Source organism: Oceanobacillus sp. Castelsardo (assembly GCF_001659985.1).
GTDB lineage: Bacteria > Bacillota > Bacilli > Bacillales > Amphibacillaceae > Oceanobacillus.
The window spans coordinates 47,017-70,506 of sequence record NZ_LYCS01000008.1; the positions used below are offsets into that span (position 1 = coordinate 47,017).

General features: G+C 36.1%; 23 protein-coding genes and 1 other annotated feature. Of the genes, 8 read left to right on the top strand and 15 right to left on the bottom strand.

All coding sequences use genetic code 11. The features are described from left to right. Positions 1 to 7: 7 nt before the first annotated feature. The 11 genes from A9178_RS13615 to ytzI form a co-directional block, all read right to left on the bottom strand. Complete coding sequence (locus tag A9178_RS13615) at positions 8 to 1,168, bottom strand: M20 family metallopeptidase (RefSeq protein WP_068676189.1); 1,161 nt, start codon at positions 1,166 to 1,168, stop codon at positions 8 to 10. Positions 1,169 to 1,460: 292 nt separating this feature from the next. After that, on the bottom strand, positions 1,461 to 2,900 hold the full coding sequence (gene proS, locus A9178_RS13620; protein WP_068676191.1) for a proline--tRNA ligase: 1,440 nt from the start codon (positions 2,898 to 2,900) through the stop codon (positions 1,461 to 1,463). A 171-nt stretch (positions 2,901 to 3,071) separates the two neighbouring features. Further along, positions 3,072 to 3,296, bottom strand: a binding site (T-box leader). Between the two features lie 187 nt (positions 3,297 to 3,483). Further along, positions 3,484 to 4,317, bottom strand: a complete 834-nt coding sequence (thiD, locus tag A9178_RS13630; protein ID WP_068676195.1) for a bifunctional hydroxymethylpyrimidine kinase/phosphomethylpyrimidine kinase — start codon at positions 4,315 to 4,317, stop codon at positions 3,484 to 3,486. A 129-nt stretch (positions 4,318 to 4,446) separates the two neighbouring features. Beyond that, positions 4,447 to 4,932, bottom strand: a complete 486-nt coding sequence (locus tag A9178_RS13635; protein ID WP_068676197.1) for a DUF456 domain-containing protein — start codon at positions 4,930 to 4,932, stop codon at positions 4,447 to 4,449. Between the two features lie 119 nt (positions 4,933 to 5,051). Then, positions 5,052 to 5,675 (bottom strand): glycerol-3-phosphate acyltransferase, encoded by a 624-nt coding sequence (locus tag A9178_RS13640; RefSeq protein WP_068676199.1) that lies wholly within the window; start codon positions 5,673 to 5,675, stop codon positions 5,052 to 5,054. 58 nt (positions 5,676 to 5,733) lie between these two features. After that, complete coding sequence (locus A9178_RS13645) at positions 5,734 to 7,179, bottom strand: ABC transporter ATP-binding protein (protein WP_068676201.1); 1,446 nt, start codon at positions 7,177 to 7,179, stop codon at positions 5,734 to 5,736. An 84-nt stretch (positions 7,180 to 7,263) separates the two neighbouring features. Then, entirely contained in the window at positions 7,264 to 8,082 is an 819-nt protein-coding gene (locus A9178_RS19000; RefSeq protein ID WP_231889853.1) for an ABC transporter permease, read from the bottom strand. Then, complete coding sequence (locus A9178_RS19005) at positions 8,083 to 9,072, bottom strand: ABC transporter permease (RefSeq protein WP_068676204.1); 990 nt, start codon at positions 9,070 to 9,072, stop codon at positions 8,083 to 8,085. Between the two features lie 12 nt (positions 9,073 to 9,084). Further along, positions 9,085 to 10,677, bottom strand: a complete 1,593-nt coding sequence (locus tag A9178_RS13660; protein ID WP_068676206.1) for an ABC transporter substrate-binding protein — start codon at positions 10,675 to 10,677, stop codon at positions 9,085 to 9,087. A gap of 203 nt (positions 10,678 to 10,880) precedes the next feature. Beyond that, a complete protein-coding gene (locus A9178_RS13665; RefSeq protein ID WP_082918201.1) occupies positions 10,881 to 11,843 on the bottom strand; it encodes a Gfo/Idh/MocA family protein in 963 nt (320 codons plus the stop codon). Further along, positions 11,840 to 12,004, bottom strand: a complete 165-nt coding sequence (gene ytzI, locus A9178_RS18705) for a YtzI protein (protein ID WP_082918202.1) — start codon at positions 12,002 to 12,004, stop codon at positions 11,840 to 11,842. Before ytzI ends, A9178_RS13665 begins: the two co-directional genes overlap by 4 nt. A 413-nt stretch (positions 12,005 to 12,417) precedes the next feature. Between ytzI and ehuB the strand changes: the two genes are divergently transcribed. From ehuB to ehuA, 4 genes are all read left to right on the top strand, one after another. Further along, entirely contained in the window at positions 12,418 to 13,317 is a 900-nt protein-coding gene (gene ehuB, locus A9178_RS13670; protein WP_068676208.1) for an ectoine/hydroxyectoine ABC transporter substrate-binding protein EhuB, read from the top strand. A 300-nt stretch (positions 13,318 to 13,617) separates the two neighbouring features. Then, on the top strand, positions 13,618 to 14,286 hold the full coding sequence (ehuC, locus tag A9178_RS13675; RefSeq protein WP_068676210.1) for an ectoine/hydroxyectoine ABC transporter permease subunit EhuC: 669 nt from the start codon (positions 13,618 to 13,620) through the stop codon (positions 14,284 to 14,286). Continuing rightward, complete coding sequence (ehuD, locus tag A9178_RS13680) at positions 14,283 to 15,002, top strand: ectoine/hydroxyectoine ABC transporter permease subunit EhuD (protein ID WP_068676212.1); 720 nt, start codon at positions 14,283 to 14,285, stop codon at positions 15,000 to 15,002. The genes ehuC and ehuD overlap by 4 nt, the downstream gene beginning before the upstream one ends. Further along, complete coding sequence (gene ehuA / locus A9178_RS13685) at positions 15,002 to 15,775, top strand: ectoine/hydroxyectoine ABC transporter ATP-binding protein EhuA (RefSeq protein WP_068676214.1); 774 nt, start codon at positions 15,002 to 15,004, stop codon at positions 15,773 to 15,775. The genes ehuD and ehuA overlap by 1 nt, the downstream gene beginning before the upstream one ends. Positions 15,776 to 16,197: 422 nt before the next feature. Here the strand turns inward: ehuA and murB are convergent, their stop codons facing one another. The 4 genes from murB to A9178_RS13710 form a co-directional block, all read right to left on the bottom strand. Beyond that, positions 16,198 to 17,115 carry a UDP-N-acetylmuramate dehydrogenase gene (murB, locus tag A9178_RS13695; RefSeq protein WP_068676217.1) on the bottom strand — a complete coding sequence of 306 codons (918 nt, stop codon included), beginning with the start codon at positions 17,113 to 17,115 and terminating at the stop codon, positions 16,198 to 16,200. A gap of 185 nt (positions 17,116 to 17,300) precedes the next feature. Beyond that, complete coding sequence (locus A9178_RS13700; protein WP_068676219.1) at positions 17,301 to 18,116, bottom strand: alpha/beta fold hydrolase; 816 nt, start codon at positions 18,114 to 18,116, stop codon at positions 17,301 to 17,303. Positions 18,117 to 18,279: 163 nt separating this feature from the next. Next, positions 18,280 to 18,663: a YbaN family protein gene (locus tag A9178_RS13705; RefSeq protein ID WP_068676221.1), complete on the bottom strand. Its 384-nt coding sequence runs from the start codon at positions 18,661 to 18,663 to the stop codon at positions 18,280 to 18,282. Between the two features lie 91 nt (positions 18,664 to 18,754). After that, positions 18,755 to 19,558, bottom strand: coding sequence for a histidinol-phosphatase HisJ family protein (locus tag A9178_RS13710; RefSeq protein ID WP_068676223.1), 804 nt, complete (start codon positions 19,556 to 19,558; stop codon positions 18,755 to 18,757). Between the two features lie 186 nt (positions 19,559 to 19,744). Between A9178_RS13710 and hisZ the strand changes: the two genes are divergently transcribed. From hisZ to hisB, 4 genes are read left to right on the top strand one after another with little or no spacing between them, the layout of a single operon-like run. Then, positions 19,745 to 20,989 (top strand): ATP phosphoribosyltransferase regulatory subunit, encoded by a 1,245-nt coding sequence (gene hisZ / locus A9178_RS13715; protein WP_068676225.1) that lies wholly within the window; start codon positions 19,745 to 19,747, stop codon positions 20,987 to 20,989. Continuing rightward, positions 20,990 to 21,616, top strand: coding sequence for an ATP phosphoribosyltransferase (gene hisG / locus A9178_RS13720; RefSeq protein ID WP_068676227.1), 627 nt, complete (start codon positions 20,990 to 20,992; stop codon positions 21,614 to 21,616). Positions 21,617 to 21,621: 5 nt separating this feature from the next. After that, a complete protein-coding gene (gene hisD, locus A9178_RS13725) occupies positions 21,622 to 22,908 on the top strand; it encodes a histidinol dehydrogenase (RefSeq protein WP_068676228.1) in 1,287 nt (428 codons plus the stop codon). Continuing rightward, positions 22,901 to 23,485 carry an imidazoleglycerol-phosphate dehydratase HisB gene (gene hisB / locus A9178_RS13730; protein WP_068676230.1) on the top strand — a complete coding sequence of 195 codons (585 nt, stop codon included), beginning with the start codon at positions 22,901 to 22,903 and terminating at the stop codon, positions 23,483 to 23,485. The genes hisD and hisB overlap by 8 nt, the downstream gene beginning before the upstream one ends. The last annotated feature ends 5 nt before the right edge of the window (positions 23,486 to 23,490 follow it).

The window sequence follows — 23,490 nt, forward strand, 5'->3', positions numbered from 1 at the left end:
CATTCTTTTATAATTGGTGACTAAATTCTTCTTTTATCGCACGTAAAAGTTCTTCATTATAGATAACATCATACCCAGTTTGCGCTAGTGCTAATGCACCACTTACTAATGTTTTATACCCATCATCTGTCACGGTCTGTTGGGCAAATTCCTTTGTGTGATGAACTATTCCCGGTTTATTCATTCCTATATATGGATGAATGGCTGGTACAACTTGACTTACATTTCCCATATCTATGGATCCTGAACCAGGTTTATCTTTATTTAATGGTAATGTGCTAGTTTGTTTCAAGTTTTTATTAAACACTTCTGAAAGAGTTTGATTTGTTACCATATTATCGTAGCTTAATTCATAATTGGAGATTTCTAAGGTAGCTCCCGTCATTAATGCTGCACCTTCTGCAATGTGTTTTACCTTTTCTACAACTTCATTTAAATAGTTTCGATTGTTAGCCCTGATATAAAATTGTGCGACTGCATAGTCCGGTACAACATTCGCAGCTTTACCACCTTCAGATATTACTCCATGAATACGTACATCTGATTTCACATGCTCTCTTAAAGCATTAATTCCATTGAATAATTGAATTACACTATCCAAAGCATTGATACCTTCTTCTGGTGATGCAGCGGCATGTGCTGGTTTTCCGCTGAATGCATATTGGATAGCATCCATTGCTAAAGATTCTCTACTTTCATATGATTGATCGCTTGGGTGAAGAATCATTGCTACATCAACATCATCAAATATTCCTTGTTCACTCATCGGAACTTTTGCACCATTTGTTTCCTCGGCAGGAGTTCCTAATACAACGACATTTCCGCCAATTTGGTTTAATACTTTACTCAAGGCGATTCCGGCGCCTACACTCATTGTTCCGATTAAGTTATGACCGCAGGCATGTCCAACTTCAGGTAATGCATCATATTCAGCTAAGTATGCAATAGTTGGTCCTGGCTTCCCACTTTTAAAAGTAGCTTTAAATGCAGTTGGCCGGTTAACGGTACCAGTTTCTACTTCAAATTGATGTTCTTTTAGGTAATTTGCAAGTAGTTTCATAGATTCATATTCTTGGTCACCCAATTCAGGATTTTCGTATAGTCCTTTATTCATTTCCCAAAGTTGGTGTTTTATTTGCTCTAAATGGTTAGACAATTGACCTTTCATGTTACTTATCTCTCCAATACTTTGTATAATATATGTATATTTATAAGTATTACTGTATAATTATAACCTGTTACGTATAGTTATACCATGATTTACTATCATGTGCAAGAGTTTTTGATAATTTTTTAGAAAACTTGGTATTCGCCAAGCCTTTGGGCGAATGACTTAGTTGCACTTATGCATATCTTTACGGTGGGGCGAGTAACCGGAGCCCCAGACGGGAAAGATTTTATACTTTCCTACCTACTAAAAAATAAATAAAGGCGCCGGATCACCGACGCCTTTATTTCGATTAATAAGCTTTTGCCCAATAAACCATTTCTTTGGCTTCTTTGCCACAGCACACACATGTATCTGCTACTTTTTCTTGCTCAAAAGGAATACAACGTGAGGTTGCTGTTGTGTCTTCTTTTATCTTTTCTTCACAAGCAAGGTCTCCACACCACATTGCTTTTATAAATCCACCTTTTTGATCAAGCGTTTGTTTGAATCCATCCATATTCGTGGCAATAGTTGTCATCTCATTACGATGTTCAAGTGCTTTATTATATAGGTTTGTTTGGATTTCATCTAATAATTTAGGCAAGCGTTCTTCTAATTCCGCTATTGCCACAAATTCCTTTTCCCCAGTGTCTCGACGCACAAGTACAACTTGCTCTTTTTCAATATCTTTCGGTCCCATTTCAATACGAACTGGAATACCTTTCATTTCGTATTCATTGAACTTCCATCCTGGCATTTTGTCACTTGCATCAATTCCGACACGAACTAAATCTTTTAGTTGATCACGTAGTGCATAGGCTTTATCTAATACACCTTCTTTATGTTGGGCGATAGGAACAATCATCGCTTGGGTAGGTGCAATTTTTGGAGGTAGAACTAACCCACGGTTATCACCATGTACCATAATTAGCGCACCCATAATACGTGTAGAAAGTCCCCATGATGTTTGGTGAACGTATTGACTTTCTCCCTTTTCATCTAGGTACGTAATATCAAATGCTTCAGCAAAACCAGATCCGAAATGGTGAGATGTTCCAGATTGAAGAGCTTTTCCATCATGCATTAAACTTTCGATAGTTAGTGTATATTTAGCACCAGCAAATTTTTCCTTGTCAGTTTTTCTACCTTTTAGTACAGGGATAGCTAAGTAATCTTCTACTAAATCTGCATAAACCCCTAACATACGGTCTGTTTCTTGTGAAGCATCCTCGTCCGTTGCATGAGCAGTATGCCCTTCTTGCCAATGGAACTCTGAAGAACGTAAGAATGGTCTCGTTGTTTTTTCCCAACGTACTACATTTGCCCATTGGTTATACAGCATTGGTAGATCACGATACGAATGAATATTTTTTGAATAATAGTCACAGAAAAGAACTTCAGATGTTGGACGGAATGCTAGACGTTCTTGAAGTTCTTCCTCCCCACCATGTGTAATCCAAGCAACCTCAGGCGCAAAACCTTCCACATGATCTTTTTCCTTTTGAAGTAAGCTTTCCGGAATAAATACTGGAAAAGCGACATTGGAATGGCCAGTTTCTTTAATCCTTTTATCTAATTGGTCTTTAATATTTTCCCAAATTGCATATCCATAAGGCTTGATGATCATCGTTCCACGTACCAAACCATAATCAACTAATTCTGCTTGTTTAACAACATCTGTATACCATTGTGCAAAATCATCTTCCATTGCTGTGATTTTTTCTACAAACTGTTTATTTTTCTTACCCAAAGTAAACACCTCTTCAATGTATTCTTATTTAACTCCAGCGCCTCCCCCCTTGAGTCATAAGTCAATCCTTCCATGGCAAAGAACGCCACTATTAGGCTTGTCTTATGCTTGTCGGGGCTGAGCAAGGCGCTTGCGCTTTTCTTCTTTCTACACAAAAAAACCCCCATCCGATGAAGGGACCGAGGTTTGGCGTTACCACCCTTGTTTGCAAAAAGAATTACTTCTTGCACACTTTTTCTTCGTAACGGTTATGAACCGCGCTGTCTTACAGCAAAAATGCCCTTCCGACAGCGAACTAAAAGGTAGGTTCTAATTCATGTCTTTGGAAATTCACACCAACCATTCCCTCTCTTAAAAGACGAACAAATTATACTATTCCTTTTTAGACGTTTCAATTATACTTAATATAATTTAATATATATGGACAAATTTAGAAAGTCAAGATGTACGAGTAAACCACCTTTTTTAGAATAGTTATTAATGATTTTTTACAATGTGATTCTTCTTTTATACATTACTTTACAGTGTCGCAACAAAATCATACGTATAATCAACATTAAGCAAAGCTCGCTTTTTCATTTCCTTACTCCACTCCGTCTATTTTAATTTTATATGCTTCTCCATATTTACGCGCTGCAGCATGATAAGTAGGACCTACTGCTTTCGTATATGTAAATCCATGCTCAATCGCCGTTGTTACAAAGCTTTTTGCACGTCTTACCGCTTCTTTTAGTGGTAATCCTTTTGCTAGAAAGGCAGTAATCGCAGCCGAATAAGAACATCCTGCACCACTTGTATTATTGGTATCTATTCTTGGCGCTTCATATGTTGTAATCATTTCCCCATCATACAAGACATCTATCGCAGGGCCGGCCAATCTTCCGCCTTTTACCAAAACACTTTCCGCACCTAACTCGTATAAGTCAACGGCCGCTTGTTTTAAATCTTCAACACTTTCTATTGGTCGATCATTTAATAAAACAGAAGCTTCTGGCATATTTGGTGTGATTATTTTTGCCAAAGGGATTAATTTATCCTTTAGTGATTCAATTGCTTCATCTTTTAACAACTTTGAATCCAACTTCCCAACCATAACGGGATCGACAACCACTTTTTCTATGTCGTATTCTTTAATTAAATCGGCTACTGTTTCAATTACTTCCTTAGAGAACAACATTCCTGTTTTAAGGCTATCGACCCCTACTTGTTCCATCGCAGTAGCAAACTGCGCCTCAATTGCTTCCATCGTCATGGCATGTACATTTTTATTCGTCTTTGGATGTCTACCAACGATAGCTGTTACAACATTCATCCCGTATACATCTAATTCTTGAAACGTCTTTAAATCAGCCTGAATTCCAGCACTTCCTCCCGAAGCAGAACCGGCAATAGACATAACTCTTACTGGATACCCCATAACAAAACCTCTTTTTCTCTTGAAATCTTAGCCTTCGCTATTAGGCTATACAAATGTTTTTTTACACTTGTGCAAACCTTTACAGCAAAGCTAGTAATTGGAACCCTAGGATAAGAAATTCCCTATCCGCTAAAATAGGACCACAGTAAAAAACCAAATAATCATGATAAGCTGAATCATTACTTTTGCAATAGATCCGCCTAAAAAGCCTAGTAATGAACCGACTGATGCCTTGATTGCTTCCTGAGGAGGTCGCTTTAGTAATAATTCAATTACGAATACGGTGAAAAAGGGAACAATAATAATACCAAAAGGCGGGATAATAAACGAGCCAATTATAACAGCTACTGCTGCGCCACGTTCCCCCCACTTACTTCCTCCGTACTTCTTTACAAAATAACTATTTGCTAATATATCTGCTAAAAACAAAAACAGAGTAAAGATAATCATTATCGTCCAGAAAACAATCGTAAGTTCATCTGGATTAATAATAAACTGATAAAGCAAAAAACCTACCCAAATTACAATGACTGACGGAATTATCGGATAAATAATTCCAACAAAACTCAAAATGAACAACAGGACAATAACAATCCAGATAATCCAATCTAACATATCTGCCCCCCCATAAAGTATAGCTTAATTATTAAACCTTACTGGCGGCTATTGCCCCGCATTTAACTCTTGTAAATTGTTAAAATAGGGGGCTAACAGCCAGTTAACCTGCGATAAATTTAAGATGTTCTATTCCGATATATACTGGAAAGTTTAATCTCTTCCTTATTCATTATACGTTTTAGATTTTCCCAATGTTTCATCGTACCTATTAAAATAAGTACTAAAACAATTCTTGCCGGATTTATACCATAAACCATGTACGTCTCTATGAAATAAGCTACATACATGCTTAAAACTCCGAGTACAGCATAGTCAGTTGTAAATGTCACTAGCAGCAAAATGATAACTCCGATAATGGCAATTCTATAATCAATTGCTAAAAATGCACCTATAATGGAGGCTGTACCTTTTCCACCTTTAAAATTCATTGTGATTGGATAGTTATGACCTAAAACAACAAAAAAGGCAGTATTATACAGTAGTATAATTTGATATTCATCCATTATTCCATTAAACTCCAAAAAGGATACCATTAATAAAATCGCAAAAGTTGCTTTAAAAATATCAACAAGAGCAACAAATATGCCATATTTCCAACCTAACAACATAGTCGTGTTAGAGGCGCCTGCATTCTTACTCCCTAATTTTTTAATATCTATATGTTTTCGTTTAGCAACAAGTTGTGAACCATTTAGGCAACCGAATAAGTATCCAATCAAAGTTGAGATTAGAAAATACATATGATTCCCCCTGTATGATTACTTATTTATATTATATTAGAAAAATGCCATAATGAGTTCAAAAGTTTGAATCATTTTTAAAATCTGCTGCTTGAAAATCCTGGAAGTTTATAATACGGTCACTTATATGCTGTAATAAATAATAATCATGACTTATCGCTAGGACGCCAATATTCCGCTCTTTCGCCATACGATGTAACATTTTCCACAAATGTGCTTGCGTGATTGCATCAAGCATCGTCGTAATTTCATCAGCAATAATGAATTTAGTCTCGTTATGAAATGCTCTTGCTATACAAAATCGTTGTAACTCTCCTCCTGATAATTCACTTGGCCAGCGAGATAACCATTCCTCTTTTATCCCAAGCTCATCTAATACTTCACGGTCCATATTACTTTCAATAAATATCTTTTGCATTTTCCATCTTGGATTGATTGCTTTTTCCGGATGTTGCCAAATAAACTGAATAGGGTATATTCCCCTATTTTTAATCTGTTTACCACCAAGCAATACCCTTCCATTTTCTGGTTTTAAATAACCGGCAATTATTTTAGCCATTGTTGTTTTTCCCGATCCGCTATATCCATGCAAACCAACTATTTCACCAGGGTCAATGGTTAAATGAAGATCCTTAAATAAATAGTCCTCATCCCCATATTTAAAGCTAATCCCTTTAATCTCAAGTTTCGATGATTCTTTTGTTATGGGAATAAAATCTTTCTCCTTAACAAAGAAATCATTTCCCGGTAATGCATTCCATAATTCCTTTGTATAGGCATGTTGTAGCTTTTCCCCTTTTCCTGAGAAATCTTCAACATTTGCTACTTCAATTGTTTCACCGTCACGAAAAACAACTACTTTATTAGCCAATTTTAATGCCGTATCAATATCATGGGTAATAAACATGATTCCTTTCCCTGTTTGGGATAACTGTTTCAGAAGCGTGATAACTTCATCCAGGGCTTGTGGATCTAGTCCTGGTGTCGGCTCGTCTGCAATAATCAATTTTGCTGGACTAACGATAGCTGTTGCCGCTAAAATTCTCCTTGCCATTCCACCAGACAATTCAAATGGATATTTATCAGTAATCTCATTAGAAAGACCCACTTGGGTAAAAATCTTTCGTTGAATAAGCTTTTTATCTTGGTTCTTTATAACCTCTTGAACTTGTTTTCCAACTTTCATTAAGGGATTCAAGGATTGAATGGATTGGGGAATATACGAAACTTCTTTACCTCTAAATTCCCCTTTCAACTCGCCTCCTTTATATAAAATTTTCCCTTCCGTTAATGCATGCTTTGGCAAGATACCAAGAATCGCACTAGCTAATAAACTTTTTCCTGAACCACTTGCACCAACGACCGCAACTATTTCCCCTTCATTTATAGTAATGTTAAGATTTTTAATCACTTTTACTTCTGTTTCCACTAATCCTTTTTTAAATGTTCGAAACGCTAATGAAAAGTCTTTCACTTCTAATAATGGAGGTTGCAGGTTTACCATCCATTTCCCCTCCTTGCACTAAGATTTCATTTCATTCTCATACTTGGTACGTTAATTTTTTCCCGAGCTAACATATATGCTTTCCTAACGTGCATCAAAGGGATCGATGAATCGCTTAACATTTTTCCCTAACATATCGAATAAGCTTACCGTTATTAATAAAGCCAATCCAGGGAAAAAAGCGAGCCACCACATACCAACAGAAAGATAACGCATAGACTCTGATAAAATAATTCCTATTGCAGGTTGTTCCGGTGATAATCCAAATCCTAGAAAAGTGATTGCAGCTTCATGAAGAATTGCATGTGGAAAGATTAATAGGAATCCTACAAACAATTGCGGGAGGATATGCGGTAAAAAGTGATTTCTAGCAATCCATAATTTAGATTTCCCTAATTTCATGGAAATGTTAATATAGTCAGCTGTTTTTATTTGTAAGATTTCTGCACGTAAGATCCTTGTTAGGCTAGGCCAGTGTGTTAGTGCTAACCCTATCACCACACCATAAAAACCACCACCCATAGCGAAGGAAATTAATATTAAAACGATAATATGGGGAACACTCAAAAATAGGTCAATTAACCATGTTACAAACCGGTCCCACATTCTGTTCCACGAAGCTAATAAACTTAAAAATAGAGCAATGATGGAACTAGATAATGCAGCTAATATCCCAACTCCAATACTTAATGTTAATCCCTTTAGCGTTCTTACTAACATATCCCTTCCCAACCAGTCGGTACCAAATAAATGATGCCATGATGGTGCATCATTTTTCCCTTCCATGTTGATTAGTAGCTTTTCATCTGTTATCGATATTCCAGAAACGATAATAACTAAAAGAAAAAAGACAGAAAGAGCTATTTTCATTATTGTTTTTCTTCGTATATTAAAACGAATCAACTAAAGGTCCCCCTTTCTAATACGGGGATCAATAACTTTATAAAGAATATCAGCAAATAAATTTCCAATGTATACAAATACCGCACTAAATAGAACGATTCCTAGTAATAAAGGGACATCTCCACCAAGTCCAGCTTGTACAACTGCTTGTCCAAGACCTGGATAAGAAAATACTTGTTCAGCGATAACTGCCCCACCAAAAATCTCACCAAAAGACGAAAAATGAATAGAAATAGCAGGTAAGGCGATATTCCGTAACCCATGTTGAAAAGCAAGTTGATAGCCTTTTTTTCCCTTAGCCTTCGCATAAAGTATATATTCACTTTGTAATACTTCTATTAGCTTTTCTCTAGTATGAAGTGCAATATTGGATATTCCAATAATACTTAATGTTAAAACTGGTAAAAATAAATGCATTAATCTATCTAAAATAAATACATCCTCCGTCAGTACACCAGCCGGGGTCCCTAGACCAATTGGGAACCAACCAAGCCATACTGAAAAAACAGTTAATAATAATAGCCCTAACCAGAAAGTTGGTGTAGAGGCCAATGTATAGCAATAAGTTTTAATCAATCTGTCTAACCATGTGCCTTGTTTAACTGCCGCAACTATACCTAGCAAAAAGCCGATAACGCCTGCTAAAAGCCAAGCCACCCCCATTAAACCTAACGAGGCAAGAAAACGTTCAAAAATGATATCTATCACTGGGGATCGATAGATTAGAGAAGTGCCGAGTTCACCTTGGATCACCGCACTTCCCCAATTAATAAATTGAGACAATCTAGATTCATTCAGACCCCAATATTCAGCAATTTCTTCTCTTTGTTCCGGACTTACCCTCGTAATATCTGCTCCTACATAAGATTGAATAGGATCAATTGGGGAAATGGCAACTAGTGTAAAAGAAATAATACTAACCGCAAAAAGTAAACTTAATAGTTTTATTGCCTTACTCAAAATAAACTTAAATACACGATTTAAATTCAAATTCAGCCTCTCCTACTCCTTCCAATGCCAATCTTCAATAAAATCTGTTATCGGCCACCCATGTCCATGTGGTTGGATCTTTTGTTCCCCAATTTCTAGATTTTCATCTATTAAATACAAGTGTTCCAGATTAACAAGCCACGCCCATGGAGCATCTCCTATTGTTGAAAACCCTTCTTCTCCATCCCACTGTGCCTTCTTCCAATACTCATTTGCTTCTTCTGTTGATGTCGCATGTAACGCTTGTTCCATATATTGATCCACAACCTCATTCGAATAATAGTTCGTATTATAGAAACCTATTCCTCTTGTTTTACTACTGTAGATATTATAAATTTCAAGTGGGTCATGACTTCCCCAGCCCATCATTACAGGCTCAGAATACATTAATTGTTCTAATTCATTCCAGCTTTTCCCTTCTGTAGTAACTGAAATTCCTAAAGGTTTCATCATTTCAGCAAATGCCATCGATAAAGACTGACGAATCTGATCGTCCGCTGGATATAGTAATGTAAAAGCGGCTTCTCTACCATCTTTCATTCTGACCCCTTCATCTGTTTCCTTCCAGCCACCTTCATCTAGAATTTCTTTTGCCCGTTCTATATCATTGTCCTCTATTATCGTATCTGGATTCCACCATGGAAGTTGATCAGCAACGGAATAAGCAGGGGTTCCATAGCCATCTATTGCCCCATCTACTAAAGCTTCTCTATCCACCCCTACGTTTATTGCCTTTCGAATGGAAATATCCGCCGTTACATCATTCCCAATAGGGTACCCGTCCTCAGTCTTCTCTCCACTAGGAACAAACGGGAAGATAACTCCTCTATTATCAACAGATTCTAGTTGCATTAATTTCATACCTGACACTTCTTCGTTTGCAAAGCTAGAAGGAATAGATACGACATCTACTTCTCCAGCCCTCGCAGCTGCAAATCCCGCGTCTTCAGATAGAAAAAGAAATGTTAATTTTTTAAAGTATGGTTCTTTTCCATAATAGTGTGGATTCCATTCCACTATAATTTGTTGACCTTTATCCCACTGAACAAGTTGGTATGGTCCTGAACCAATAGGTTGTTCACGATAATTTTCATCATAGGCATGCTCCGGAACAATTCCAGTTGTTACAAGTAAATAGATAAAGGTTGAATCGGGCTTCTCTAAATTAAAACGAACTGTGTAATCATCAATCGCCTCTACATTTTTCATATTACTTAGATCCACAACCGAGCCGCTTCCTTTGGTTTGTTGAAATGTAAAAACGACATCATCTGCATCCAATTTTTCTCCATCAGAAAACTGAACATCTTGACGAATTTTCACAGTCCAGGTTAACCCATCATCGCTCACTTCATAATTCTCAGCTAGATCATACTGAATTTCAAAGTCCTTATCATATTTAAGTAGGGTACTTTGAAATAAAGGTGAACCATATCTTCCCCATCCTGTAGTAGGGTCAAATCCTTCCTCCGGCTCACTTCCAACCGCAAGAATTAGCTCGTCACTTTGTGGGTTAGATTCCCCACCTTTTTCCGTTTCCGTATTAGAACAAGCAACTAGGCTTATGATTGCGAAAAATAAAACGGTTAATAGTAATCTTTTCATTTTCTATCTCCTTTATTAGTCTTGTCTTTCCGTTAATTACCAATGCCCCTTCAGTTTATCCTACTATTTTACGTTCTCTACATAAATACCTCAATATAAACACCTCAAATATATACCCTTTTTTAATATATTTTTATTAAACGCACTTATGCTAAATAAAAGATGTCTGCTATTGTAGCATAACAGACATCTCACGTGTATTTTCAATCCAATTTTAGTCTAGCAGCTTCTAATACTTTAACGACCTTTTTACTTCTTTCCATTGCTTGTTTATACATTGTATCGTCGTTCTCCGAAATCATTTGAATAAACTCCTCTGCTTCATAGACCATGTCTTGTTCTGCCTGTTCCACAGCAAGCTCATTTATTTGCTTATTTTTACGATCATAGTGGGAAATTTTACTAATAGGGGCAATATGATCAATGGTTATCGTTCCTTCTTCCCCCTGAATTTCGGAAGGTATGATTGCTTGTGTTATTTTGGAACAAAGAATGGTTACAATAAAACTCTTATAATCTAAAACTAAGGTTCCACTACCATCAACCCCATTACCCAACATAACTGGATAATAATCTAGGTTACTAGGTTCCCCAAACATATCGATAGCCATACTTAATGGATAAACTCCTAAGTCAGTAAGAGCTCCCCCAGCAAATTCCTTTGAAAATACATTTGATTCTTTGCCCTCTTTTAATGCATCATATCGTGAAGAATATTGATTAAAATGAAGAATACAACTACGTAATGCCCCAACTTTTTCTATCGTCTTTTTAAATATTTCATAATTAGGAGAGTATAAATGTCGGTATCCTTCAAATACAAATACATTTTCCTGTTCAGCTAAGTCTGAAATAATTTGTAGCTCTTCTTCCGTTATCACCATTGGTTTTTCACAAAAAACATGTTTTTTTGCCTTTAACACTTTAATAATCTGCTCAAAGTGAACCGTATTTGGAGAAGCAATATACACAAAGTTGGTATCTTCCTTTAACATCTCATCTAATTCGGTATACCAACGTTCTACTCCATTTTTCGCTGCAAAAGACCTAGAGCTCTCCTCAGTTCTAGAGTAAACCGAAGAAAGCACTGCCTTTCCTGTTAGGTTAACTGCTTCAATAAATGATTCGGTAATCCAACTTGTCCCAATTGTAGAATAAGAAATCACGTATTATCCCTCTCTTCATTTTCATTTTGTTTATCTTCATCCGGGAGCGGATCAATTGTATGTTTATACGCATACCCCTTATTAACTTGAACAATTGCTAGCACTAAAATAAGGATGACAATAATGACAGATACAATAGTAATAATTGTTAAGGTACTCATTTTCAATCCCCCTACTTCACATATCTAAGTATAAATTATAATACCATTCTTTTCTTTCTAAATAAGAGTTTCCCGAACAAATTTTTAGTATTTAAGAGAATAACAGATTATTTGCTAGGATATCTTTGGATACACCATTTGTTCTCGTTTAATAAAAAGTATTCACTAATAATCCAGTATTTTCAGAAAATACGGGGTTTGAATCCATTTATTAACACTACTATCATTATAATCAGTAATATTTTTTAATAATACCCCCAGCCTTTTTACTCATTTTGCCTGAAGTTTTTCATTTATCCTAACTTTTTCTTGCCATGAATCCAGTGGTAAAAGTTCCAAGTGAACCATTTTCTTTATATAGAAATATGAATACACATACTTAATTTGAATTTAAAAGGGGAGGTCATTTAGAATTGAAGAAATTTTTATTAACTTTTGTAACAGTATTAGGTTTAATCGTCTTAGCTGCATGTGGTGGAACAGAAGATGCTGCTAGCAATGGTGATTCTGGTGAAGATGGGGGAAAAAGTAAATTAGAACAACTGCAAGAAAAGGGAACTGTAAAAATTGGTTTTGCCAATGAACCACCTTACGCATATGAACAAGATGGAGAATTAAAGGGGGCGGCCGTTGATATTGCAGCGGCGGTATTCAATGAACTTGGAATTGAAGAAATGGATTCACAACTTGCTGATTTCAGTCAACTAATTCCGGGTTTACAAGCGCAACAATTTGATGTCGTAACGGCTGGTATGGCAATTAATCCTGACCGTTGTGAAAATGCGTTGTTTGGGGAACCTGAAATGCAATATGGAGAAGGATTAGTCGTAGAAGCTGGAAATCCACTAGATTTACAAAGTTATAAAGATATTGCCGATAACCCTAAAGTAAAAGTAGTGGTTATGGAAGGTGCTACAGAAATTGAATTTTTAAAATCAGAAGGGGTAAGTGAGGACCAAATCACGACAGCTCCAGATATTCCAGCTACATTCTCTGCTGTTCAATCTGGACGTGCCGATGCAACAACGGGTACAGAAATGACAGTCAAAATGGCACTAGAATCTGCTAATACGGATGCTTTAGAGTTTGTTGAAACATTTGAACAACCTGATATTGAAGGAGTACCTAGTTACGGTGCTGCTGCATTTAATCTAGAAGATCAAGAACTAGTAGACGCATACAACGAAAAACTAGCTGAACTAAAAGAAAATGGAACAGTTACTGAATTACTAGAGAAAAATGGTTACAGCGCACAAATGAATGTCGTTCCTGCTGAAGTAACAACAGAAGCTGTTTGCAACGGGGAATTTTAAGAGCAAAGGCGGAAGCGCCCGTTTAGCAACGTACAAACTGGAGCACTCCGCAATGAGATAAAGGAAACACGACGAGGTACGAGTCGATGTTGACTTATCGTAGTGGAGGAGTGTGAAGTTTGCTAGTTGCTGGGCGCTGGAGCCGGACGTGGCCTTTCTAATGATAAGATTTAATAAGCTAACTTTGTATACTTTGCTTATCTTAAAATAAAACGATGACTCCATAGGGTCCGGTTCCCTCACCTAGGGGGCCAGACCCTATATTTTTTCCATCCTTATAACTAGACCTATAAAGGAGTGATGAAAATTAATGCAATCATAGATATTTTTCCGCAACTATTGAAAGGACTGGGCGTCACTGTTACCGTACTAATTGCATCCGCACTTATTGCTTATTTCATGGCTTTTATCGCTGGATTATGCCGCCTTTCTAATAATATAATCATCCGTAAAATCACAGGATTTTATGTAGAGGTATTCCGCGGAACATCTCTAATCGTGCAGTTATTCTGGTTGTTTTACGCCATACCAATGCTTTTCGGAATTCAGTTAGGTTCCAATTGGTGGACAGGGGTTATTGCAATTGGTTTAAATTATGGTGCCTATTTATCAGAAGTTGTACGAGGTTCAATACAGTCAGTTGCCAAAGGACAAACAGAAGCGGCTATTGCATTAAATATGTCAAGATTCCAACGAATGCGGATCATTATATTTCCGCAAGCCGTTCGGATGATGCTTCCCGAGTTTGGTAACTACACGATTCAAATGTTAAAAGGTACTGCGTTAGTATCCTTAATTGGTTTAAAAGACGTACTTTATTATGGCGATATTATGCGAAGTACAAATCTTTCCCAGGCACCACTTATTTATTTATTAGTTTTAGTATTTTATTTTATTCTAGCTCTCCCACTTATCTGGTTAACCAGGAAAGGAGAAAGCATATCTAGGAAAGGGGTGGCTAGTGGATGAATAGCACTTATTGGAGTTGGGATACATTCTCCGAGGCTCTCCCTATAGTTCTAAAAGGTTTAGGAATCACAGTAGGATTAACCATTACAAGTTTTTTATTCGCTTTAATTTTCGGTTTTGTTTGGACATTTTTACGAAGAATTCGAAATAAGCCGTTAAACTGGATTATTACTTGGGTTATGGAATTCATTCGCTCTACTCCGCCACTTGTACAACTTTTCTTTATTTATTATGCTTGGCCAATGATTCCTGGAATTGGTGTTACACTTAGCCCCTTTACCAGTGCGGTTATCGGTCTAGGTATTCATTTTAGTACGTATATCGGTGAGATCTATCGCTCGGGAATTGAAGCTGTAGATAAAGGCCAATGGGAAGCTGCTAAGGCACTTAATTTCTCTACAGTTGATAAATGGAGAAGAATAATATTACCACAAGCACTACCTCCAACCATACCAATGTTAGGAAACTATTTCATTATTATGTTTAAAGAGGTCCCTTTAGCATCGACTATTGGGGTTGCAGGTATTCTGTTAATGGCAAATACGTATGGGGCACAAAATTGGGCCTACCTAGAACCATTGACCATTGTTGGAATTATTTTCTTATTATTAAGTTACCCATCCGCTATTCTTATTAAAAAATTAGAAATAAAAATGAATACACGTTTTGATAAAAAAGCAACATTGGAAAATACGAAAAAAGGGGCGGTGATGTAATGGTAGAACCTATTGTAAAGTATCGTAATGTTCATAAAGCTTTCGGTGACTTTAAGGTCCTTAAAGGCATCGATTTAGACATTTTTCCTGCTGAAAAGATTGCAGTTATTGGTCCTAGCGGTTCGGGTAAAACGACTATTATTCGTATGCTAATGACTTTAGAGGAACCAACATCTGGCGATATCATTGTTGATGGAACGAATTTATGGAAAATGGAAAAAAACGGGGAATTGATTCGAGCGAATGAGAAACATTTAAGAGACGTTCGCGGAGATATCGGAATGGTGTTCCAGCATTTCAACTTATTCCCTCATATGACTATTTTAGAGAATTGCATGTCCGCTCCAATCCATGTTAAAAAAGAAGATAAAAATGAAGTACGTGAACGTGCCATTCAAATGTTGGAAAGGGTCGGTCTTGGTGACAAGCTAAACAATTATCCTAATCAGCTTTCAGGTGGACAAAAACAGCGCGTTGCTATGGCACGAGCATTAGTGATGAGGCCAAAAATTATGCTATTCGATGAAGTAACATCCGCTTTAGACCCCGAACTAGTCGGAGAAGTGTTAGAAGTTATTCGTGATATTGCTCGTAATGATGATATGGCAATGGTTCTCGTCACACATGAAATGGACTTTGCGCTAGATATTGCAGATAAAGTATTATTCTTAGATGAAGGAGTAATTGCTGAGCAAGGCACAGCAAGCGAAGTCATCGAACACTCTACCAATGAACGATTACAAACATTCTTGCATCGATTTAGAAGTGTGTAGAATTTAAAAAGTGTGAAATCCAACTGAGGAATTTAATATGTGGTTGTCCTAGCTTGTATGGTCGCTCATTAGAATGAGTGACCATTTTTTCTTGCTTTTTTAGCTTGTACGGTAACTCATCAACCTTATGAGTTGCGGTTTGATTGATTTTCCCACTTGCTCCGGCACTCATCAACCTTATGACTGCCGCTTTGTTTGATTTTCCCACTCGTTCCGGCACTCATCAACCTTATGAGTGCCGCTTTGTTTGATTTTCCCACTCGTTCCGACACTCATCAACCTTATGAGTGCCGCTTTGTTTGATTTTCCCACTCGTTCCGACACTCATCAACCTTATGAGTTATCACCTATCTATTCCCAACAAAAAAACAGCATACCGACCATTGGGTATACTGTTTCGCTTGAATAAAGCACTTCATTTTTTATTTATCTTCTCCAATAATTCGAACTTCACGTTCTAGAGCTACACCAAATTTATCTTTTACTGCATTTTGGACAAAATGAATTAAATCGATGTATTCACTTGCGGTGGCATGATCGATGTTGACGATAAATCCGGCATGTTTACGAGAAACCTGCGCTCCTCCAATTTGTTTTCCTTGTAAATGACTATCCTGAATCAATTTACCTGCAAAATATCCAGGTGGGCGTTTAAATACACTTCCACAAGAAGGATATTCTAAAGGTTGCTTTGATTCACGTCTGTAAGTCAAATCATCCATAATTGCTTTAATTTCATCGAATTTCCCATTTTTCAATGAAAATTCTGCTTCAAGAACAATATAGCTATTATCTGGAATATTACTTTTTCGATAAGCTAAATCCAATTCGTCAGCTGAAACTGTAAGAAGTTCCCCTTCTTTTGTAACGACAACTGCACTTGTTAATACATCTTTAATTTCACCACCATAGGCACCAGCATTCATATATAATGCACCACCGACAGATCCCGGAATCCCACAAGCAAATTCCAGACCGGTTAGTCGCCTTTCTAAAGCGTGTCTAGAAACATCAATAATTCTTGCGCCGCTTTGCGCAACGATGACATTTTCATCTGTCTTAATTTCATTTAACTTTTGTAAATTTAATACGATGCCGCGAATCCCACCATCTTTTACAATTAAATTAGAACCATTTCCTAATAATGTAAAAGCAGTATTTTCACGGTTAGCAAGTTTTACAATATCCTGTACTTCTTTATAGTTTTCTGGAGTAACGTAAAAGTCAGCATCTCCACCTAATTTCGTATACGTATGATTCCTAAGTTCCTCATTTACTAATACATTTTCTTTTGAAGTAATCTCAGTTAATTTATCATAAAGATGATGATTGATTTCCAAAAAAATCATTCCTTTTATTTAATAAATAAAAAAGTTTAACATTCAGCTTATTAAACCTTGTCATAAAGAAGGCCACGGGCGCTTGCGCTTTTGCTTCTACATTTTAACTATATGTTAAAAGTATTTAAAAAACCACCAAAGTATTTGGTGATTTTAAAATAGATAATTTCCTTTTATATTGTAAGTCATTGTGGCTCTTCTTGCCACAAAAAAGAATGAATAATTTGATCTACTTCCAGGCTTTCATGTAAATCACTATGTCCTAAATCATCATCCTGTATTATAATTTCCGTAAGTTGATTTTCAGGAACGATATTCCGGATTGCTTTCACACTTTTAGGATGGGCAACTAAATCACCTGTACTACCAATGTTCAACACTTCAACTGTATGGGGAATTCCCCCTTGGTAAAGCATTCTGAACGCTAGTGAATTTGGCTTCAAATCATCTGCAGCTGGATCCTGATGCTTTATAAAATATTCCTCATTATAAATACCATCAAATGGACTTCCAATCGCTACAAATCGTTGTACGTTAGGATAGGCTTCCGTATTATATTGTTGCATATAATAGACGGAAATGATACCTCCCATGGAATGTCCAACTAAATTAACCCCATCTACATTGTAATTATCCTTTAGATGGCGTAATGCATCAGAAAGCCATCTGGCACTATCTGAAAAATTAGCACGATTATTTTGCAGTATAATTTGAACAAACGTTTGATTAGGCTGTACCCCATTCACTTGATAATCCAAGATCCGTCCATTTGAAGAAATAAAATAGACCAAGCCTTTTTTTCCCCAGCCATTTCTTTCAAAACGTTCAAGCATCATATTGAAGGATTTTGCTGTCCCTTTATAACCATGTATAAACACAGTTGGTACACTATTTGTTGTTTCTGACCTTGCTTGATTAGGTATATAAATATATGCAGAAATTCCAGTTAGAAAAAGGATAAACAGAAATATACCGATAACTGGTCTAATTTTATTTTTCAAATTCTTCCCTCTTTAGGCGTGAGTTCAAAAGGAGGATAAAAGGGACCGAGAAGCTAGCCAAAGCTTCTTTAAAGGAAAGCCGTCTAAAAGCAGGCTTTGCGCCTAGATTACGCCTCCTCTTTTGAAGGGCATGTCATTTTTATCGGACTTTTTGAACTCCCTTTCAAGTTGTATGATTCTGTAATGTTTTTTGTTTTAAAATAAACCAAGTAAAGTATGCAGCGATAAGTAATAATAGTATTTTAACAAAGATTAACGGAACAACGAAGATAACTGTATATAACATTGAAACCCAAATCATCGTTACACCTATCACCTTTGCCTTTAAAGGAATCCCTTTTCCTTCTCGGTAGTCTAAAATATATTGACCGAAATGTTTATTCGTAATTAACCAATGATAAAGTCTTTTTGAGCTTCGGATATAACAAGCCGCTGCAAGTAAAAGCAATGGTGTTGTTGGGATTAATGGTAAAAATATCCCTATAATACCTAAGCCCAATGAAAAAGAACCGACAGTTATTAAAAAGAATCTTTTAATGGATTGCATATCTTACACCTTCTTTTTAAAGTGGTCTCCGTCCATTATAACATTTTTAATAACTATCAAATCCCTAATGTTTAGAACATTTTATGACTTCTTAAGATCGTTTCATCTCGGAAATCGAGTTAAATATTGGTTGTCCATCTTTAAATGTAGTAATGTATTTAAAACCAATTGATTCTAATAGATCAAGTGATTCTTTGAATTTGTATGCTAGAGTTGTTTCTACGTGAGAATCCGAACCTAATGTAATTATCTCTCCACCACATTCCTTATATAGGGATAAGATATCAGGACTTGGCATTCCAGCTTCAAGGCCATATCTATATCCAGACGTATTTAATTCCATTCCTTTTCCAGCCGGAATAATTTCTGCAAAGATTTCACGAATAATCTCATGAAAATTATTTTTACTTCTTTCTTTTGTATAACGCTTAACTAAATCAAGGTGACCCAAAATATTAAAGCCTTTAAAATGTTTGACACATTCTAGTAATTCCTCATAATACATTTCATATGCCTCATCCACGGTTTTATCTTTAAAAAAGTTTCCAGAATGAAGATCTTTTTCTTCTGTTGAGTGCATAGAACAAATAACAAAATCAAACGATTCTTCTTGCATTAACTTTTCATATTTGCCCAATAAGCGCGGTTCTACCCCAATTTCTACGCCCTTTTTTATTCGGATTTGCTTACGGTAAATTTTTTGTAAATCCTTTATCTTTTTATCATATTCCGTTAAATCAAACTCGAAGATCCATTCTTTATCCGGATAATCATAATCAATATGTTCAGTAAAGCAAATTTCCTCTAACCCAATTTCAATTGCCTTTTTAACTGTCTTTTCCATTTTTGTATCACAGTCTGCAGAAAAATCACTATGTATATGATAATCAAACATGTAAAAACGCTCCTTTTTTGATTGACTTTTATTCATTCCTTCTTTATAATACAATATAACTTTAATTAGATAAAGTAATAAAGCGATAAAGTTTTGTAATATATACCTTTTTCAAATATAATAAACTATTATTAAAATAGATGGAATTGAAACTTGTTAAAACCTTTAACGAAAAGGAGAATTCTCATGCAGAGATACGTGATGGATAACAATAAAAATACAAATGTGAAAGACTTTCAAATTAGAGATGAACTTATTAATAGTTTAAAAAATAGATTTACTACTTATGGATATAAACAAGTTCGAACTTCCACATTTGAATCCTATGACATGTACTCCAATATTATTGGAACCGTGAATAAAGACGAAATGATTAAAGTAATCGATTCTTCAGGGAAAGTCCTTGTATTAAGACCAGATGTTACGATTCCATTAAACCGAATGACTACATTAAATGGTCTTAATGAAGACAATCAACGCGTTTTTTACGTATTAGATGTTTTCCGTCAGTCTAATGAACAAGCAGATCAAAAGGAAAGTACACAGGCTGGTGTGGAGTGTTTTGGTGATCAATCAGCTGAAACTGATGCTGAAATCATTATGATGGCTATTCACACATTAAAAGATTTAGGCTTCCGTAATTTCAAAATAGAAATTGGTCATGCTGGTTTCTTCAAAGAATTAATTCAGCAAACAAACTTAACTTCAAATGAATTAGATGCTTTACAATCATTAATTCATTCAAAAAATTTAATTGAAATAGAACCATTTCTAACACAATTAGATATCGACGAAAATGTAAGAAAAGCGATTCAATCCATCCCAATGCTATATGGCAATCCCGAAATAGTTACGGAACAGGCAAAATCTATCATCCAAAACGAATCGATGCAATCTATTCTTCAAAGTCTTATTGATATTTATGAATTAATAAAAGCCTATGGAGAAGAAAATTCAGTAGTTTTAAACCTTGGTCTTATTAATAATATGAACTATTACTCAGGGGTTATATTCCAAGGATTTGTTGACAGTGTAGGTAAGCCTGTATTAATGGGTGGTAGATATGATCATTTAAGTGAACAATTTGGTCAACCTAACCCAGCAATCGGCTTTGCCTTTGAAGTAGATTTATTAATTCATGCACTGAAACAACAGGGACTAACTAATAATCAATCAACCGTAGCGGATATTATTATTCAGTATGATAAAGATGTACAAATAGAAGCACTTCGTTCAGCATATCTCCTTCGTGACTATGGATATCAGGTACTTACCTATTCCACTAACAGCAACAAGAATAGTAGTAATCTAGGGTCGAAGTTCACCATTGAGTTTTCTTCTGAGACATATCTATTACACGGGCAAGGAACAAAACAAGCTTTTTCCAACCAGGAAGAGCTAATGTCCTTGTTACAGAAGGAGGAGTTATAATTGGAGCCAATTACACTAGCATTAGCAAAAGGGAGACCAGCTAAAAGTACGATAGAATTGTTAGAAAAAACAGGCGAGCATTTTGTTGAATTACATGAAGACAGCAGAAAGCTTGTATTCTATAATGAAAATAAATCGATTAAAGTTATTTTCGTTAAAGCACTAGACGTACCTACCTATGTTGAAAAAGGAGCAGCGGACATTGGTATTGTCGGAAAAGATAACATTATGGAGTCCCAGGCTGATGTTTATGAACTACTCGATTTAAATATAGGGAAATGTAAGTTTTCTGTCGCCGGAAAGCCCAATCATGCTATCAAAAATAGTCGGAATATTACCATTGCAACCAAATATCCGAATGTAGCAAAAAAACACTTTCAGAAAAAGGGCCAAGTAATCGAAACAGTGAAATTAAATGGATCCGTTGAATTAGCACCTATTATCGGATTATCGGATTACATCGTTGATATTGTAGAAACTGGAAGTACGTTAAAAGAAAATGGATTAGTAGTATTAGAAGATATTGAAAACATTAGTACAAGATTAATCGTTAATAAAGCAAGTTTTGCAACGAAAGCAACAGAAGTTCAGAATTTCATTAATCAATTACAATCGGCAATGGAGTGATATAGATGAAGATAATAACATCCGAGGGTTTTTTCACTGAGAAAAAAAATACCTCCTCCACACAAATGAATGAGGAACAACTAGATCAATCCGTTTTAGAAATCATAAAACAAGTAAGAAAAGATAAAGATGTCGCTTTATTCCGTTATACAGAACAGTTTGACAATGTTAAGCTCGAAAACTTGCTCGTATCCGAAACAGAATTCAAAGAAGCGAGAGAAAAGGTAGATACTCAGTTTATCAAAGCAATTCAGGAGGCTAAACAAAATATTCATACTTTCCACGAGGCTCAAAAAGAGAGGTCATGGTTTATGGAATCGGAAAATGGGATTGTATTAGGTCAAAAAGTAACTCCCCTTGAAAAAGTCGGCGTTTATATCCCTGGAGGAAAAGCAGCATATCCTTCTTCTATTCTCATGAATGTGATACCAGCACAAATTGCAGGTGTGGAAAAGATTGTTATCACAACACCACCTCAAAAGAATGGGAAGATCAACCCATATGTATTAGTTACTGCTGAAGAAGTTGGTGTAACTAATATTTATAAAATTGGTGGAGCACAAGCTGTCGCTGCATTAGCTTATGGAACGGAAACGATTGAAAAGGTAGATAAAATAGTCGGTCCGGGAAATGCCTTTGTAGCAAGGGCTAAGAAATGGGTATACGGGGACGTTGCCATTGATATGATTGCAGGGCCTAGTGAAATTTGTGTCGTTGCTGATGAAACCGCACCAGCAAACTATGTTGCCGCCGACTTACTTTCCCAAGCAGAACACGATGAATCTGCTAGTGCCATTTGTGTAACAACGAATAAGGAATTAGCTAAGGAAATTAAAATTGAAGTTGAAAAACAACTAGAAAAACTAGATAGAAAAGCAATTGCAGAAGAATCTATTGAGCAAAATGGTAGAATTATCATCGCCAATGATGAAGAGGATGCATTCAGAGTAGTTAATGAAATTGCTCCAGAACATTTACAATTAATGATTCAAAACCCAACCGAAAAGGTTAATAAAGTAAAACATGCGGGCGCGATTTTCTTAGGTAATTATTCACCAGAACCATTAGGGGATTATTTTGCTGGACCGAACCACACACTTCCTACTAGTGGTACAGCGCGATTTGCTTCTCCATTAGGTGTTAATGACTTTGTGAAGAAATCAAGCATTATTCACTACTCACAAGATGCATTGTTAGAAGCAACGAACAAGATTGCAAAAATTGCTAACGTGGAAGGATTAACTGCCCACGCAAATTCAATAACGATAAGAAAGGATCATCCAAATGCGTAGTGCTAGGGTAACTAGAAAAACAAGTGAAACTGATATTAAATTAGAGTTAAATATTGATGGAACTGGGAAACCAAATATTAATACAGGTGTAGGATTTTTTGATCATATGCTGAATGCTGTGACAAAGCATGGATTATTTGACCTAGATGTGAAATGTGACGGCGATTTAGAGATCGATCAACATCATACAGTTGAAGATATTGGAATTGCTTTGGGACAGGCATTTTTGGAATCATTGGGAACAAAGGAAGGGATAACTCGCTATGCAACCGTAACGACTCCAATGGATGAGGCTTTATCAACGGTATCCATCGATATTAGCGGGCGCGCTTACTTAGTATTTAACGTGGAGGGGATGAAAGACAAAGTTGGAAATTTTGATACAGAACTTGTACAGGAATTTTTCCAGGCATTTGCTAGCAACGCAAAAGTAACTTTGCACATTAATCTTCAATACGGAGAAAATACACACCATATGATTGAATCTATTTTTAAAGGATTTGGTCGTTGTCTTGATCAAGCAACATTAAAGAACCCGCGCATTCAAGGCATCCCATCCACCAAAGGAGCGCTCTAGGCACC